General features: G+C 68.3%; 12 protein-coding genes. 9 read left to right on the forward strand and 3 right to left on the reverse strand.

The annotated features are described in order from the left end of the window. Window positions 1–63: 63 nt before the first annotated feature. Window positions 64–2,724, reverse strand: a complete 2,661-nt coding sequence (locus AMYAL_RS0125340) for a winged helix-turn-helix domain-containing protein (protein ID WP_093976541.1) — start codon at window positions 2,722–2,724, stop codon at window positions 64–66. Between the two features lie 121 nt (window positions 2,725–2,845). Between AMYAL_RS0125340 and AMYAL_RS0125345 the strand changes: the two genes are divergently transcribed. Then, window positions 2,846–3,202, forward strand: coding sequence for a hypothetical protein (locus AMYAL_RS0125345; protein WP_020634066.1), 357 nt, complete (start codon window positions 2,846–2,848; stop codon window positions 3,200–3,202). Next, window positions 3,199–3,489 carry a hypothetical protein gene (locus tag AMYAL_RS46100; RefSeq protein ID WP_020634067.1) on the forward strand — a complete coding sequence of 97 codons (291 nt, stop codon included), beginning with the start codon at window positions 3,199–3,201 and terminating at the stop codon, window positions 3,487–3,489. Before AMYAL_RS0125345 ends, AMYAL_RS46100 begins: the two co-directional genes overlap by 4 nt. Window positions 3,490–3,537: 48 nt before the next feature. On the opposite strand, the gene AMYAL_RS0125355 is transcribed toward AMYAL_RS46100, so the two are convergent. Continuing rightward, on the reverse strand, window positions 3,538–4,044 hold the full coding sequence (locus tag AMYAL_RS0125355) for a DUF1269 domain-containing protein (RefSeq protein WP_020634068.1): 507 nt from the start codon (window positions 4,042–4,044) through the stop codon (window positions 3,538–3,540). Between the two features lie 200 nt (window positions 4,045–4,244). On the opposite strand from AMYAL_RS0125355, the gene AMYAL_RS0125360 reads away from it, so the two are divergent. Together AMYAL_RS0125360 and AMYAL_RS0125365 are read left to right on the forward strand one after the other, a co-directional pair. Then, window positions 4,245–4,709: a DUF7144 family membrane protein gene (locus AMYAL_RS0125360; RefSeq protein WP_020634069.1), complete on the forward strand. Its 465-nt coding sequence runs from the start codon at window positions 4,245–4,247 to the stop codon at window positions 4,707–4,709. Between the two features lie 82 nt (window positions 4,710–4,791). After that, a complete protein-coding gene (locus AMYAL_RS0125365; RefSeq protein WP_026467432.1) occupies window positions 4,792–7,347 on the forward strand; it encodes a winged helix-turn-helix domain-containing protein in 2,556 nt (851 codons plus the stop codon). Here the strand turns inward: AMYAL_RS0125365 and AMYAL_RS0125370 are convergent. Continuing rightward, window positions 7,344–8,549, reverse strand: a complete 1,206-nt coding sequence (locus AMYAL_RS0125370) for an AI-2E family transporter (RefSeq protein ID WP_020634071.1) — start codon at window positions 8,547–8,549, stop codon at window positions 7,344–7,346. The two genes, AMYAL_RS0125365 and AMYAL_RS0125370, sit on opposite strands and share 4 nt — an antisense overlap. Window positions 8,550–8,895: 346 nt before the next feature. Here AMYAL_RS0125370 and AMYAL_RS0125375 point away from each other — a divergent pair, with 346 nt between their 5' ends. The 5 genes from AMYAL_RS0125375 to AMYAL_RS0125400 all read left to right on the forward strand — a co-directional run bounded on the left by AMYAL_RS0125375 (window position 8,896) and on the right by AMYAL_RS0125400 (window position 15,439). Beyond that, complete coding sequence (locus tag AMYAL_RS0125375; protein ID WP_020634072.1) at window positions 8,896–10,248, forward strand: hypothetical protein; 1,353 nt, start codon at window positions 8,896–8,898, stop codon at window positions 10,246–10,248. A gap of 372 nt (window positions 10,249–10,620) precedes the next feature. Further along, on the forward strand, window positions 10,621–11,652 hold the full coding sequence (gene vanH / locus AMYAL_RS0125380; protein WP_084702148.1) for a VanH-AOV family D-lactate dehydrogenase: 1,032 nt from the start codon (window positions 10,621–10,623) through the stop codon (window positions 11,650–11,652). Between the two features lies 1 nt (window position 11,653). After that, the gene (gene vanA-Ao2 / locus AMYAL_RS0125385) at window positions 11,654–12,697 is read left to right on the forward strand and encodes a D-alanine--(R)-lactate ligase VanA-Ao2 (protein ID WP_020634074.1); all 1,044 of its coding nucleotides are present in this window, start codon (window positions 11,654–11,656) and stop codon (window positions 12,695–12,697) included. Next, complete coding sequence (vanX, locus tag AMYAL_RS0125390) at window positions 12,694–13,302, forward strand: D-Ala-D-Ala dipeptidase VanX (RefSeq protein WP_020634075.1); 609 nt, start codon at window positions 12,694–12,696, stop codon at window positions 13,300–13,302. The genes vanA-Ao2 and vanX overlap by 4 nt, the downstream gene beginning before the upstream one ends. Window positions 13,303–14,473: 1,171 nt before the next feature. After that, entirely contained in the window at window positions 14,474–15,439 is a 966-nt protein-coding gene (locus tag AMYAL_RS0125400; RefSeq protein WP_026467433.1) for a ParB/RepB/Spo0J family partition protein, read from the forward strand. Window positions 15,440–15,454 lie beyond the last annotated feature (15 nt).

Below are 15,454 nucleotides of genomic sequence, written 5' to 3' on the forward strand. Positions count from 1 at the left end.
CGGTTCACTCGACCCGATCCGGGGCCTGCTCGCCTCACCCGAGCCGGGTGAGGCGAGCAGGGTTCACCCCGTGAAATCGGTGACCTCGGTGTCCAGCAGGCCGCGCCGGAGCGCGGTCGCCACGGCGTCGCGCCTGCTGCGGACGTCGAGTTTCGTGTAGATGCCGCGGACGTGGGTCTTGACGGTGTTCGGCGAAACCGTCAGGTCCTGGGCGATCTCGTCGATCGACCGCTGGGTGGGGAGCAGGCGCAGCACGCTGCGTTCCCGTTCGGTCAGCGGGGCGGGCAGCGGCGGGGTGCGCAGTTCGCGGCGCTGGGCGAGCACCCGGCAGGCGAACCGCTCACCGGTGCCCAGTTTGCCGAGCCGCGAGGTCAGGAACGTGATGACGTCGGAGGGCGCGAACACGAACGGGAACCGGACGTCGCCGGGTTCGGCGGCGCGCAAGGCCTCGTCCAGTGACCGCACCGCCCGCTCCCGTGCCTCGGCGGCCAGCGCCGCCCGCACCCCGATCAGTGACGCTTCGACTCCCGACCACGGCACCAGCATCGGCGCGTCCTCTTCCGACAGTGAGCGCAGCACGGCACTCGCCGCGTCCCGCCTGCCGAGCCGGAGCTGGGTCCTGGCCCGCATCAGCAGCAGTTCGCCCGAACCGGCGATGATCGGCTGGGCCCAGCGGAAGGTCTCCCTCGTCTGATCCGCCGCGCCGAGCCGCAACGCCGCACGGTGTTCGAGTACCGCGCACCACGCCGCGTGCTCGGTCGAGAAACTCCGTCCGGTGCCCAGCCGCGTCCGTGCCCGGCGCATCCTCCGCAGTCCCGAATGCCAGCCGCCCAGCTCGAATTCCGCCGCGCCGCGCAGGGTTTCCGCCATCAGGCCCAGATTCCGGGCGGCCCTGGCTGGCGCGTCGCCCAGCATCTGTCCTATCTGCTTCGCGTGTTCGACGCACTCGGCGGCGTCTCCGCGCAGCAGCGAACCGAAGGCGAGCTGAGCCGACACCTGGGCGCCTTCGAGCGAGCGATGGGGATCGTGCGCCGCGTGGCGGGCCTGAACCCGGCGGGCCAGCGTGTCCATCGTCCGGTAGTCGCCGTCGGAACCCGCCAGCCCGCTCAAGGTGACGAGGCACTGGGTGACCAGGAAATGGTGGTTCGCGTGCTCGGCGGCGTCGGCGACGCGGGACAGCGCCTCCCGTGCCGAGCCCCGATCGCGGCGGGCGGTGAGGGTGGCGATCCGGTGCAGGGTCGCCAACCCGCCGAGCCCGGTGTCCGCCGCCAGATGCCCGTCGATCTGCTCGGCCGCGCGGGCGGCCTGCGCCGGGCCGCGATCGACCTGGGCGAGCCGGGAGCGCACCAGTTGCCGCAGCACGGTCAGCTCCGCCTCGGGCTCGGCGGGCCAGGCCACCTCCGCACAGCTCAGCTGCGCCTCGGCCGACGACGGCTCACCTCGCTCCAGTTGCAGCGCGGCCGAGACCAGCGCGAGCAGGGGAGAGGACACGGCCCGCCGATCGCCGAGGACGGCGAGCGCGAGCCGCAGCACGTTGTGTTCACCGGAGAGGAACAACGCCACCGCGTGACGGCGCAGCAGTTCGCCGACGCGGGTGGTGTTCCCCGAACGGACGCTGTGCAGCAACGCGGGCGCCTGCTGGTCGTGTTCGGCGAACCAGCGGGCCGCCGCCGCGTGCAGGCTCCGCGTCCGCTCCGGTGCCCGGCGCAGCAATTCGGCCCGCAGATAGGTGCGCGGCAGGGGCGGTAGCCGGTGGCCTGGCGGGGTCCCACCGGATCGGACCATCTGCCCGGCCGGTTCGCCGAGTTCGCGGAGCATCGCCTCCGCGTCCGGACGGTCGGACAAGGCGGCCGCCAGTCCCACCGGGACCTCCTCGCAGATGCTGATCGCGCGCAGCAGGTCCTGATGGGCGTCGGGCAGGGGGGCGAGTACCTCGTCGGTCAGGTAGTCGAGCACCGCCCGGTCCCGTCCGGCGAAGAAATCGGCGAGATTTCCTTGCCGGGCGGTGGAAGCGGCGGCGAGCCGCAGCCCGGCAGGCCAGCCGCCCGTCCTGGCGACGAGCAGCCCGACCTGATGCGACGGGATACCCTGCCCGGTCGCCCCGACGAGCGTCGCGGCCTCCTCCGGCGAAAACCGCAACCGGTTCACGCCCACTTCGAGTAGCCGTCCCGCGACACGGGCGCGCACCAGTGGCAGCGGTGGCTCCCGGCGGCTTGAGATCGCCAGGCGCAGTCCCGCGGGCTGATGTCGCAGGAGCGCCTGCAGCCCGCGCCAGGTGCCCGGATCGGTGATCTCCTGCGCGCCGTCCAAGACGAGCAGGACGGGTTCGGTCATCGCGTCCAGCGCGTCGGCGATCGTGGCCAGGAAGGCGAGGTCCGTGCCGGGGGCGGCGGGGACCGCGAGCGTCCGCACCGGATTTCCCGCCGGGACACGGGCACAACCGCTGAACGCTTCCAGGACGGCGGACCAGAAGAGACGGTCGTCGTTGTCCTCGGCGTCGGCGGACACCCAGGCGACCGCACCGCGGCGGCTGCTCGCCCACTCGGCGAGCAGGACCGTCTTGCCGTACCCGGCGGGCGCCCCGACGAAGACCATGCCCCGCTCCGCCCCGTCGTCGAGGGCGGTGAGCAAACGCGGCCGGGAAACGAGATCCGCCGGTGGATCGGGGACGGTCACCTTTGTCCTCGGGAGTCGTCTTCGCGGCGAAATTTCATGGCCCTTCATCATGTGCCAGCCTCCTTTGCGGCCAGTTTCACATCGTCGGAGCGGATCCTGCCAGGCAATTCGGCCGTCTCACCCGCGCTGGGCGAGGAAAAGGGCACGAGTACCCAGAAACGTGTGCCCCGTGAAGGCCCGTGGAGATTACTGGAGAAAACAGAAAGGCCGGAAACGGCCGACGTCGGTATTCATCGCGACACAGTTCTTCTGGATCGGACCCGTCGAGTTCGTGGCACTCGACGTCCTGCGGACCGGTCGCGTCGGAGCCGAAGCGATGGTGTTCTCCCTCGCTGTCCTGCTCGCCACCCTGACCTCTGTGACCTCGGTCCGCCTCGCCGTCAGGGCCGGTCTCGATCTTTTCGCGCGGCTGGTGTTCCTGCCGTCGAACACCTGGTCCTCGCTCATGTCGGCGGTCGATCTGGCGGTGCTGGCGGCGGCCTGGTTCGCGGCGGGCCGGGCGGGCAAGGGAAAGGGGAACGGATGAGTCTGCCGATTCCGGTCCAGCGTGGACCGTTGGCCGGAGTGAATTACGTCTTCCGGGGCAGTGGCCGAATCCCCGAACAGTCGAACGGCTCGGTAGACGATTTCCGGGGAATGCTGATCGTTCCGGTCGGCAACGAGCTGATCGTTTTCGGCACCGTAACCGATCAAGGAAGTATTTCCCGCATTCTGCGGACGCTCGAGGCGCTCGGGATGCTGGTGGACTCGGTGCACCGGGTCCGGGAACTTCCCCACCCGGATGCGCGGCGATCCGCTTCCCCCAGTCCGTGAAGGCCTCCTTGCCTACCTTCAGGGTAGGGAAGGAGGCCTTCACGGACTTCAGGAACGGTCCGGCACCGGGAACTCGCTGAAGGCGGCGCGCAGCCGCGCCTCTTCCTCGTCGGAGAGGTTGGTGGTCAGCAGCGTGGCGCCGGTTTCCCTGAACGGCTCGGCGACCCGGTCCAGGACGGTGCTGTCCGTCATCACGAACAGCGCGGACGTGCCCGGCGTGACGCGCGTCCGGACGGTCGCGATGAAGTCTTCGTCGATGCCGACGTGGGAAAGCGAACCGGTCAGCGCCCCGATCGCCGCGCCGACGGCCATCCCCAGCAGCGGCACCAGGAAGATCAGGCCGAACAGCAGTCCCCAGAACCCGCCGCCCAGCGCACCGGCGCCGGTCAGGGAGCCCAGTTCCTTGGTCTTCGGCTTCTTCCGGTCTTCGGGCCAGGTGACGTAGGCGGCGTCGGCGATCGAGACGAGCTGTTGCTTCTGCAGGCGTTCCAGCAGCGCGAGCGCGTTTTCGGCGCCGTCGGCGGTGGGAAAGGCCCATACGGTCAGCGAGCTCATGGCGCGGTCCTCCTTGGTCGGCGATGCAGTGTCCGAGCGGCACTGTGCCCGTGGCGGGACCGGCCCGCATCGCCCGCGTCGTGTGAGCCGGAGAGCGCTCCGGTCAGGTCTGATCTCACCTGACTCGGGCGAGGCCGCCGTCACGGTGAACGCACCATGATCGCCCGAGTCCGCAGCCGCTCCTTCCGAAAAGAGGGACCATGAGCGAAAGAACGCATCACTGGACCGCCGCGACCGGGACCGGGCCGCCGTCCCCGCCGGAACCGGCCGTCGCCCGGTCCCGCCGCCGGTCGGGCTGGATCTGGTTCGCCGGGTCGATCACCGTCATGGCAGGCCTGTTCACCGCGGTGGAAGGACTGGTCGCGCTGTTCGACCGGAACTTCTACCTGCTCGGCCCGTCGGGGTTGCTCGTCTTCGACCTCGGCGCCTGGGGGTGGATCCACCTGATCGTCGGGGCCCTCGCCGTGCTCGCGGGGAGCGCGTTGTTCACCGGCGCCCCGTGGGCCCGGATCATCACCGTGGTCCTCGCCGGCTTCAACGCGTTGGGGCAACTGGTGTTCCTGTCCGCGTACCCGATCTGGGGCATCGTGGTGATCGCCCTCGACGTCCTGGTGATCTGGGCGGTACTGGTGCACGGGGACGAGGTCGCGTACGAAATCTGGTGACCTGTAGGCCAAACCGCTGATCAGTACAGTCGTGGCCGCGCGGAACCGGGGTCGCGATCCTTCGGACGATCGAGAGGTTGACTTGCCCGCTCGAACGACGTCGCGGTCCTGGCGGATCCCCGGAGCCAAGGTGACGGTGCCGCGGGTACCGGGCATCTTCGTCCCGCGTTCCCGGCTCATGGCCCTGTTCGACCGCGCCACCACCCGGCCGGTGACGGTGCTCCGGGCCCCGGCGGGCTCCGGGAAGACCACGGCACTGGCCGGGTGGGCCCGCGATCGGCGGGACATCGCCTGGGTGTCGCTCGACGACGACGACAACGACGAACGCCGTCTGTGGGCGGCGATCCTCCTCGCGCTGCGGCGGAGTCCGTGGCTGTCCGAGGACGATTCGCTGTTCCGGCTCGAGCCGCCGGGGCCGGGGCGGCGTACCGAGTTCCTCGCCGATCTCGGGGACGCGCTGGCCGGGCTGCGCGAACCGATGTGGCTGGTACTGGACGACGTCCAGGAGACTTCCCGCCCGGAGCCGGTTGAAGCGCTCGCCGCGCTGGCCCGGCACCAGCCGCCGATGCTGCGGCTGGTGCTGGCCTCCAGGGTCGAGCCGAAACTCCGGCTGGCGCGCCTGCAGGTCGAAGGCACGCTTTCGCGGCTCGGTGCCGCCGAACTCCGCTTCAGCGCGGAGGAGGCGGCATGCCTCTTTCGCGCCACCGGGGCGAAGGTGAGCGAAGACCGCGTCCGCGAACTCACCGAGCGCACCGCGGGCTGGGCCGCCGCGCTCGGCTGGGCCGCGGTTTCGGTGCGTGACGCCGGGGACGCGGACGAACTCGTCGCCGATGTCGGGGGCGACGAGCTCGCGGTGGCCCGGTTCTTCGCCGACGAGGTGCTTTCGCGGCTGCCGCCGGCGACGTCGGAGCTCTTGCTGTGCGTCAGTGTCTGCGAAACGGTGAGCGCGACCCTCGCGGCCCGCCTGTCGGGTTCGCCGGACGCCGGGGTGACGCTGGACGAACTGGAGCGCGAGACCGGTCTCGTCCAGCGCACCCCGGCCGACACCTACCGCCTTCCCGCCCTGCTGCGCGGTTTCCTGCAGGCGGAGCTGGCGCGGCGCTCGCCCGCGCGGGTGCGGCGGCTGCAGGGGATCGCCGCCTGCTGGTACGCCGGGGAAGGACGGTTCGGGGAGGCGCTGACGCACGCCGTCGCGGGCCGCGACCGCCAGTGTGTCCTGCGCCTGGCGCGGGACCACGCGGTGCGTCAAGTGCTGGCGGGCGACGGGGAACTCGTCAGGGGAGCGCTCTCGTACCTGGGGGAAGGAGCGTTGACGGCGAGCCCTCGGCTGCGGCTGGCGTCCGCGCTGGAGCACGTCCAGCGCGGGGAGTTCACCGCCGCCGCCGTCGATCTCGGGGACGACGGCCTGCGCCTGCTGGCCGTGCCCCATCTCGCGCTGGTGACGGGGAGCCTGCCTTCCGAAAGCGCGGTGCCCCCGGTGCCGCGGTCGCCGGAGGCCGTCGCGTGGGACAAACTCGATCTGGTCTGGCTGGCCCTGTACCGGGGCGCCCGCCGCCACGCCGTCACCCGCGCGGAAGAGGCGCTGCGCGCGGCACACGGTGAACGTCTCGAACATCTCGTGCTGCACAGCAGACTCGCGCTCGCCGTCGCGACCGCGCTCCTCGGCGACCACACGGCGATGCGGCGGGCGTGCATCGGGGCGCTCGCCGTCGCCCGGCGGCACGGCTGGCGCCGGGCGCCCGGCGTCGCCGAATGCCATCTGATGCTGGCCTACGACGACCTCACCCGGTTCGAGCCGGTCGCGGCGGCAGGCGAGCTGGCGCAGGCCCCGCGAGCGGAAGTACCCGGATCCGCGCCGGTTCTCGGGCCGCTCAGAGGGTTCTTCGAGGGCCTTGTCCGCTTCGACGCCGGTGACCGGGCGGCGGGTTCGCAGGCCATGCGGGTGGCACGGCACCGGCTCGCGGACCTCGAACTGCCCCGCGAGATCACGGCGATGTGCACGGTCGCGGAACACCACGCGGCGCTCGTGGTCGGCGAAGGACTGCACGCGGCCGAGGTGTTCGCCTGGGCGCAGGAGAGACTGCCCGGCACCGCCGAGCTGGCGCTGCTGCAGATCCGGGCCCACCTCGCCGTCGAAGAGACCGACCTGGCCGAGAAGGTCCTGCGCGCCGCCGCGGCCGCCCCCGCGCTGCTGCCCGCCACGCCGGTGGACATCTGCCTGGCCGAGACCGCGCTCGCGTTGCGTTCCCACCGGCGGACGCTGGCGTTGCACGCGCTGGACCGCGCGCTCACCCTCGCCCGGCCGCACCGGCTGGTACGCCCGTTCGCGCTCGCCGAGCCGCGGGTCAGAAATCTCCTGATCGACCACTCTGGCGGTTTCGGGTCGCTGGACGGCTTCGCCCAGTCGGTCCGGGGCAGACTCGTCCCGGACACCCCGCCCGGCGAGAGCGAGCTGACCGATCGCGAACAGGTGGTGCTGCGGCGGCTGCCGTCGCAGCGTTCGCTGGACGAGATCGCGTCGGACCTCACGGTCTCGGTCAACACGGTGAAAACCCACGTCCGGTCCATCTACGGCAAACTCGGCGTGAACAACCGCCGGTCGGCCGTGGTGGTCGCACGCCACCACGGCCTGACCTAGTGCGACTCCCGGCCCGGCGTGCACAGCAGCGCCTCCGCCCAGCGGGCACGGGGATCGACGTCGATGAGCAACGCCTTCGCCAGCAACGTCGCCGGCACGGCGAGGACGGCGCCGAGCGGGCCGAGCAGCCAGGTCCAGAACACGAGCGCGAGTACGGTGACCAAAGTGGACAGACCGACCGACTCCGCGACGAACCGGGGCTGGATCAGCGACTGCACCACGAAGTTCAGCAGGACGTACACGACGATCGTCACGAGCATGGCCTTCCAGCCGCCGCCGAGGAGCGCGATGAGCGCGGGCGGGGCCACCCCGATCACGAAGCCTACGTTGGGCACGTAGTTGGTGACGAAGGACAGCAGGCCCCACAGTACGGCGGCCGGGATGCCGAGCAGGGCAAGCGCGATGGTGTCGAGCACCGCCACCACCCCGCCGAACACCGTCGTCACCACCAGATACCGCCGGGTGCCGAAGGCGAAGCGCCGCAACGCGTCGCTGATCCACGGCCGTTCGCGCGCGATCCGGCCGAGCCGGTGCCCCGCCCACGCCGATTCGGTGCTCAGGAACAACATCAGCGCGAGCAGGAAGGCCAGGTTCGTGACCAGCCCGCCGACCCCGGCGAGCAGGGAACCGGCGAACCCGATCAGCTTCCCCGCGTCCACAGAGGACAGTACTTCGCGCAGTTGCTGTTGGCCGACCCCGAACCGGCCGAGGAAGGCCATCCCGTTCCGGAGCAGTTCGTCGGCTTGCCCGGCGTAGTGGGGGAGCAGGGCCGACAGCTGGGCGAGGGACACCACGATCACCAGGAACAGCACGAGTAACGCGGCATAGACGGTCACGACCAGTACGGCGACCGTGAGCCAGCGAGGTAATCCTTTGCCGCGCAGCCAGGTGCGCACCGGGTCGAGGGTGATCACGATGACGAGGGCGAGGAACACCGGCCCGACGAGCCAGGCGACGGAGTTCAGCCCGGCCAGCACGATGACCGCGGCGGCGGCCCCCAGCAGCACCACCAGCGCGCGGGGCAGCGACGCGCCGGTGGTGCTCTGGGTATCCGAAGGCGGCCACGAAACCGTTGGCGCGCCGGTGTTGATCCGGTTCGTGAAGCCGCGGAGAGGATGAGCGCGCCGTCCCTTTTCGGTGCGACGGCGCGCCCATCGTGGGCGGCGGAACCGGTGCGCGGGCACGTCGTCTTTTCGCGCCATGGTGGCTCCTTCGGAGGCGGGGTGGTGCGTCCACCGTGGCAGGCCTTCCTCGTCCGAAGGTCACCCGGCACGGGCGAATCCCGCAAGCGACCCCACCCCGGCTCCGCACCCCAGCCCCGAAGTCCGTGAAGGCCTCCTTGAGGGACTCAGAGTCCCTCAAGGAGGCCTTCACGGACCTGCCCTCTCGCGCCATATCGCGCGGATTTCGTTTGTGTTCTGGCTTGATCGCGGCGAATTCCTCAGCCGCGGTCCGGTGTCTGCGAAACCGCCGGGATTTCGGTATACGTGGAAGAGGACAGCGCCGCCGGGGAGGACGGCATGGCGCGTCAGGCAAGGGGGATTTTCGATGTTCGACGAACGTATCGTGGCGGATCACGTCAGTCCGCTGGCCAAGCCGAAGATCAGAATTCTGTTCTACACGGATCTCATCGGCTTCACCGGTGAAAATGGTTTCTCACTGGGAATTCTTCGTGATCTGATCTTGGCGAACCAGCCTTTCTTCGCCGAGTTCGAGATCGATTTGATCAATCGGCACAAGGGCGGGCACGCCGCCAACAAACTCACTCCCGGTGTGCTCGGCAGATACGAGCAGGTGTGGTTCTTCGGCTATTTGCAGTCCAATATGCCGGGAGAGCCGGAAAACGAACTCGTGGACGCGGAGGTCGCGGCGCTGCGGTCCTGGATGGACGCCGGCGGTGGCGTGCTCATCACCGGCGACCACTCCAACCCGCGTCCGCCGGGGGCGGATCCGTCGCTGCCCGAGTACCTGAACCTGGGGCGGGCGCTGGGGCACCGGGTCCCGCGCGCGGGTGAGCTGCGGGTGTGGAACGACCGGCCGGACGCGAGCATCGAGTTCAGCCACAACACCCACCAGCCGGACCCGTGGGGCAGCGACCTCAACCAGACGATCCCGAACGATTTCGACCCGTACCCGCAGGAGCTGATCCTGCGGAAGCGGTTCGGCAGGCCGCACCCGCTGTTCCAGGGCAGGCGCGGTCCGATCACCGTCTTCCCGGACCACATGCACGAGGGGCAGCTGCTCATTCCCGCGCGGTACCCGGCTGACGTGTGGCCGTCGGGCCGTACGGGCCAGCCGAAGCCCGAGATCGTCGCCCAGGGCACCGACAAGCGCAACGGTCAGGTCTACGGCGTGTCCAGCGTGTACGACGGTGCGGTCGCGGGGGTCGGGCGGATCGTGGCCGATGCCACGTGGCACCACTATTTCGACCTGAACCTGTGGGGTTTCCAGAAGGGCGGCGAGGTGCTCGACCGCCTCACCGAGTACTTCGTGAACCTCACGCTCTGGTTGACGCCGCGGCTGGTCAAGTCCGAGGTCAACGGGCAGTTGCTGTACTGGCTTTCGCGCAGCTTGAGCGTCCGCGCCGTGCTGCCGGAAGGTGTCCGGGTGCCGGGGAGCACCGCGGCGGGCCTGATCCGCGAGGTCGCCGGGCAAGGAGTGCTGGACGACCTCGTCTGGCCGCTGGAAGGGACGCCGAAGGTGCCGGTGGAGCTGCTGCTCGGCGCCGTCGTCAAGGAGTCCGTCGCCGCGCTGAGCGGCGGGGACGTCGAAGCGTTCGACGCTGTGGGGGCCGTCGAACGGGGCCTGCGGGCCGGGGCCGAAGAGTACGCCGCCGAGCTGCGAGCAGCGCTCGACGACGTCGAAGGCCTGAACGAGGTCATCTCCCACGGGATCCGCTGACCTTCCGCCGGGGGATCGAAGGTCCCCTTTCCCGCATCGGATGCGCGGGAAAGGGGACCTTCTCCGAAAGGACGGAGCGCCTGGTAGCCGAATCTGTACGGAGCGTGGATATCGCCGGAGAAACCCACGCAGGTCAGCGCGACTCTGTGGCATCCGTCACGGTACGGTTTCGGCGCGGTAGCCGGGCGGGCAAGATCTACGGCAACGCGGTCTCGGCTCAGGTGGGCAAGGACGATCCGGCCCCTCCGAGCAGAGGGTTCTTCCTGGGCGATCATCACGCCGTGCACTCGGTGCTACCAGTTGGTAACATATTGTCGGGGCGTCGAAAACCCCATAAGAGACCGCAAAACCGCGCTGCCTACAATGTCGGGCATGACCTACAGCGAACCAGCGCGATCAGCTGCCCCCCGCACCGGATCGCCGGCGTCCGCGTCCCCCTCCGCCGTCTTGACGAGGGGAATCACGATTTATGGCTGCGGGCAGGACGAGGCCGCGTTGTTTCGGGAGATGGCACCCCGTTTCGGCATAACGCCGACGTTCGCCGAGGAGCCGGTATCCGAGGCCAATATCGAACTGGTGTCAGGAAACCGCTGTATCAGTGTCGGGCACAAGACCCCGATCACGAACTCCATTCTTCTCGCGCTCGCCGAGGCCGGTGTAGAGTACATCTCCACCCGGAGCATCGGTTTCAATCACATCGATGTGAATTACGCCGAGAGTGTCGGTATCACCGTCGGGAACGTCGCCTACTCGCCCGACAGCGTGGCCGACTTCACGCTGATGCTGATGCTGATGGCGGTGCGCGACGCCAAATCCATCCTCCGTCGTACGGAGGTTCACGACTACCGGCTGAACGAGGTGCGCGGGAAAGAGCTGCGCGACCTGACCGTCGGAGTGGTCGGAACAGGGCGTATCGGTGTCGCGGTCCTCGACCGGCTGCGTGGTTTCGGGTGCCGGGTGCTGGCCTACGACACCTTCCTCGCCGCCCCGGCCGATTACGTCCCTCTCGACGAATTGCTCCAGCAGAGCGACATCGTGTCGCTCCATGTGCCGCTCAACACCGATACGTACCATCTGCTCGATCGGCAGGCCATCGGGCAGATGAAGCACGGCGCGTACATCATCAACACCGGACGTGGTCCGCTTATCGAGACCGAGGCCCTCATTTCGGCCCTGGAAAGCGGAAAGCTGGGCGGAGCGGCGCTGGATGTCCTCGAAGGTGAGGAAGGGATATTCTACGCCGACTGCAGGAACAAGACCATAGAGAGCAAGACGTTGCTGCGGCTGGAAAAACTGTCGAACGTGATCGTCAGTCCGCATACCGCCTATTACACCGACCACGCGCTGAGTGACACTGTTGAAAACAGCATCATCAATTGTCTCCAATTCGAAAGCGGGAAGTAGCATGGGTAGGCTGAAAATCGGAATTCTGTTCGGCGGGCTTTCCGAAGAGCATCCTATCTCCATCAAGTCTGCGAGCGAGGTCGCGAAGAACCTCGACCTCGAAAAGTACGAGCCGTTCTACATCGGCATCACGCAGAGTGGTTCCTGGTTGCTGTGCGACGGTCCCGCCGCCGACTGGGAGCAGACCGCGAACCCCCGGCCCGCCATCCTGTCGCCGGACCGCGGCACGCACGGGCTGCTCGTCCTGGACGAGGGCAAGTACGAGACGATCGCGCTCGACGTGGTGCTGCCGGTGCTGCACGGCAAGTTCGGTGAAGACGGCACGGTGCAGGGCCTGCTGGAGTTCTCCGGCATCCCCTACGTCGGCTGCGACGCCCCGAGCTCGGTCATGTGCATCGACAAGTCGCTCACCTACTCCGTCGTCCGCAGTGCGGGCATCGCGACGCCGAACTTCCACATCGTCACGGCGGACAACGACATCGACGCCGACAAGCTCACGTACCCCGTCTTCGTGAAGCCTGCTCGTTCGGGTTCGTCCTTCGGTGTCAGCAAGGTCTCCTCGAAGGAGGAGCTGCCCGCCGCCCTGGCCGAGGCACGTCAGTACGACGGCAAGATCCTGATCGAAGAGGCCGTCGTCGGCGCCGAGATCGGCTGCTCCGTCCTCGGCAGCGGCGACGACCTGCTGACCGGCGAGGTGGACCGGGTCGCGCTGACCCACGGCTTCTTCAAGATCCACCAGGAAGAAAGCCCCGAGACCGGTTCCGAGAACTCGAGCTTCATCGTTCCCGCGGACATCCCGGAGGAGTCGAGCACGCTCGTCAAGGAGACCGCGAAGGTCATCTACCGCGCACTGGGCTGCAGCGGGCTCGCGCGGGTCGACCTCTTCCTCAAGGAAGACGGAAGCGTCGTCCTCAACGAGGTGAACACCCTGCCGGGGCTCACCTCGTACAGCCGCTACCCGCGGATGATGGCCGCCGCCGGCATCCCGCTCGGTGAAGTGATCGACAGGCTGGTCGCGCTGACCCTGGAGGGTCGTAACGGATGAAGGATGGTTTCGTCTTCGTGGACGAGGTCGTCCCCGGCATCCGCTGGGACGCCAAGTACGCCACCTGGGACAACTTCACCGGCAAGCCGGTGGACGGCTACCTGGTGAACCGGATCGTGGGCACGCGTGAGCTGTGTGCCGCACTGGAAAAGGCGCGGGACGCGGCCGAGTCCCGCGGCTTCGGCCTGCTCCTGTGGGACGGCTACCGCCCCCAGCGTGCCGTGAACCGCTTCATGAGCTGGGCGGAAGAGCCGGAAGACGGCCGGAAGAAGGCCAGGCACTACCCGAACATCGACCGGCCCCAGATGTTCGAAAAGGGCTACGTTGCCAAGAAGTCGGGCCACAGCCGGGGCAGCACGGTGGACCTGACGATGTTCCACCTCGCCACCGGCGAGCTCGCCGACATGGGTGGCGACCACGACGTGATGGACGTCGTCTCGCATCACGGCGCGGCGGGCATCACGGCGGAGCAGGAGGCGAACCGCAAGCATCTGTGTTCCGTCATGGAGGACAGCGGCTTCAGCTCCTACGAGTGCGAGTGGTGGCACTACAACCTGAAGGACGAACCTCATCCGGAGACGTATTTCGACTTTCCCATCGCCTAGGTGAGTCGATCTTGCCGCCGCGGGTGCCCTGACCGGGTGCCCGCGGCGTCGTCGTCTCGCCGGGGGAGTGTCGTGAAAGGGGCGTTCTTGACGAAATTCGTCAGTAACGCCCCTTTGTCGGCATCTGGACAGCGGGTCCGCGGACGCGTTATTGCCTACAAATGTAGATGATCATCTCCGGAAGTGGGAAATAATGTCCGGTGGTTGGTCCTTTTCTCCCAATGTCCCCGGTGTCCTGTCGTCGCAACCGCCACCAGGATGAAAAAGATTCGCATAGCCCTTGCCGGTCCGTATTTTTCCGGCCTACGGAGAGTTGGACGGGTGCGGCGTGTCCAAGTGTCGATGGACGGACTCCGGTGGCGTATCGCGCGAAGCCTGTCGCGCGACAAGGTGCACGTTCGGGCTTGAAAGCAAAGTGGTTCATGTTAGGTGATTGCGCCTTGGCGAAGTCGCCCTACCAGGGCTTCCCCTTTCGTGCCTCGCCCATACGGATGAAAAAGACTCGAGTTCGTCGATTCCCTCGAATGCGAAGCGAGGTCGCTCGAACGGGGATTCCCGGCAGGGAAGGAAACGGTTCCGGAGGACTTCAAGATCATCTCACGAGTGACTCAAGGCCTCGAACGGACCAACCGCTTCTGCAAACAGCCTAATCGCGTTTCGCGCCGATCAGTACGAATAGCGTAGTTCTGGTGTCGATCTTGAACGAAGATCTTGGACGATGCGCTTCGCTGTGACGTATCCAGATTGTTCGTCAATTGCCGACAACGATTGGTCATGTCATGCTGACCTTGTGTGCACTCACTGGGGACTGAGGGGCCGCGAGGGCGGCATGCGGCCTTGGGGCGATCGTGGATTTCAACCGGCTGGACCGCTGAGCCGGGCCCGTCATGCCCTCGGTCAGGCCGAAGTCGCCGAGAAGTGGGTCCAAGGCGAATTCCGCCCGGGGTGACTGGGTGAGCCCCGGCGGGTTCGCCGGGGGCATGCCGCCGCCGGTCTCCTGCGAGGCCGGGGTGGCGTTCATGGGGATCCTCAGCGTCGAGGACCACCGCCGTGCGGCAGAGGCAGGCGTGGACGGGATCTTGGGTGTCCAACCACCGAGGCTGTGCAGTTGGACGGTGCGGTTTTCCGCCGTGCCGAGAAATGGTCGAATCAAAGATCCAATGGGGGCTAGGTGGATCCGATGAGGGTTGACATATTCGCTCTCCCGGTCGTGGAAATCGAACTGTCCCGGCTGTCTTCGGTAGCTTCGCCGCGAACGTCGGGTGAAGATCCGGAGCATGTCGAGACCTTGTTGTCGGCAGAGGAGGCATTGCCACCTATCCTGGTGCACCGGCCGACGATGCGGGTGGTCGACGGCTTGCACCGGTTGAAGGCGGCGCGGGTGCGGGGCGACACGACGATCGCGGCGAGGCTGGTCGACGGGGACGAGTCGGACGCGTTCGTTCTCGCCGTCGAGGCGAACATCAGGCACGGTCTGCCGCTTTCGCTCGCCGATCGCAAACGCGCGGCTCTCCAGATCATCGGCACGCATCCGCAGTGGTCGGATCGGCGGGTGGCCTCGGCGACCGGTATCTCCGCGGGGACGGTGGCCGACCTGCGCCGGTGCGGCGGCGAGACCGGGAACGAGGCCAGGATCGGGCGGGACGGCCGCATCCGCCCCGTCGACAGTTCGGAAAGACGGAGACACGCGGCCGATCTCATCCGCAATGATCCGGGGCTTTCGCTCCGTCAGGTCGCCAAACAGGTCGGCATCTCGCCGGAGACGGTCCGGGACGTGCGGGGCAGGCTGGAGCGGGGCGAAAGCCCGACCCCGGACGGGAGCAGGCGGCTGCGGACCAAACCGCATCCGCTCGGCCGGACGGAACCGGACATCGGCGGCGCGGTGGACCGGGAGCGGCTCGCCGTCCTGGAACAGCTCAAGGCCGATCCCGCGCTGCGGCTGAGCGAAGTCGGCCGGATCCTGCTGCGCATGCTGTCCATGCATTCCATGGACGGGCAGGAATGGGAGAGGATCCTCCACGGCGTCCCGCCGCATCTGTACGGAGTGGTCGCCGGGTTCGCCAGGGATCACGCCAGGGTCTGGGCGGGGTTCGCGGATCATCTGGAGAACCGGGCGACCAACCTCGCCGCCGGCTGATCGCCGGGCTGATCC

The organism is Amycolatopsis alba DSM 44262 (assembly GCF_000384215.1).
In the GTDB taxonomy this organism is placed as follows: domain Bacteria; phylum Actinomycetota; class Actinomycetes; order Mycobacteriales; family Pseudonocardiaceae; genus Amycolatopsis; species Amycolatopsis alba.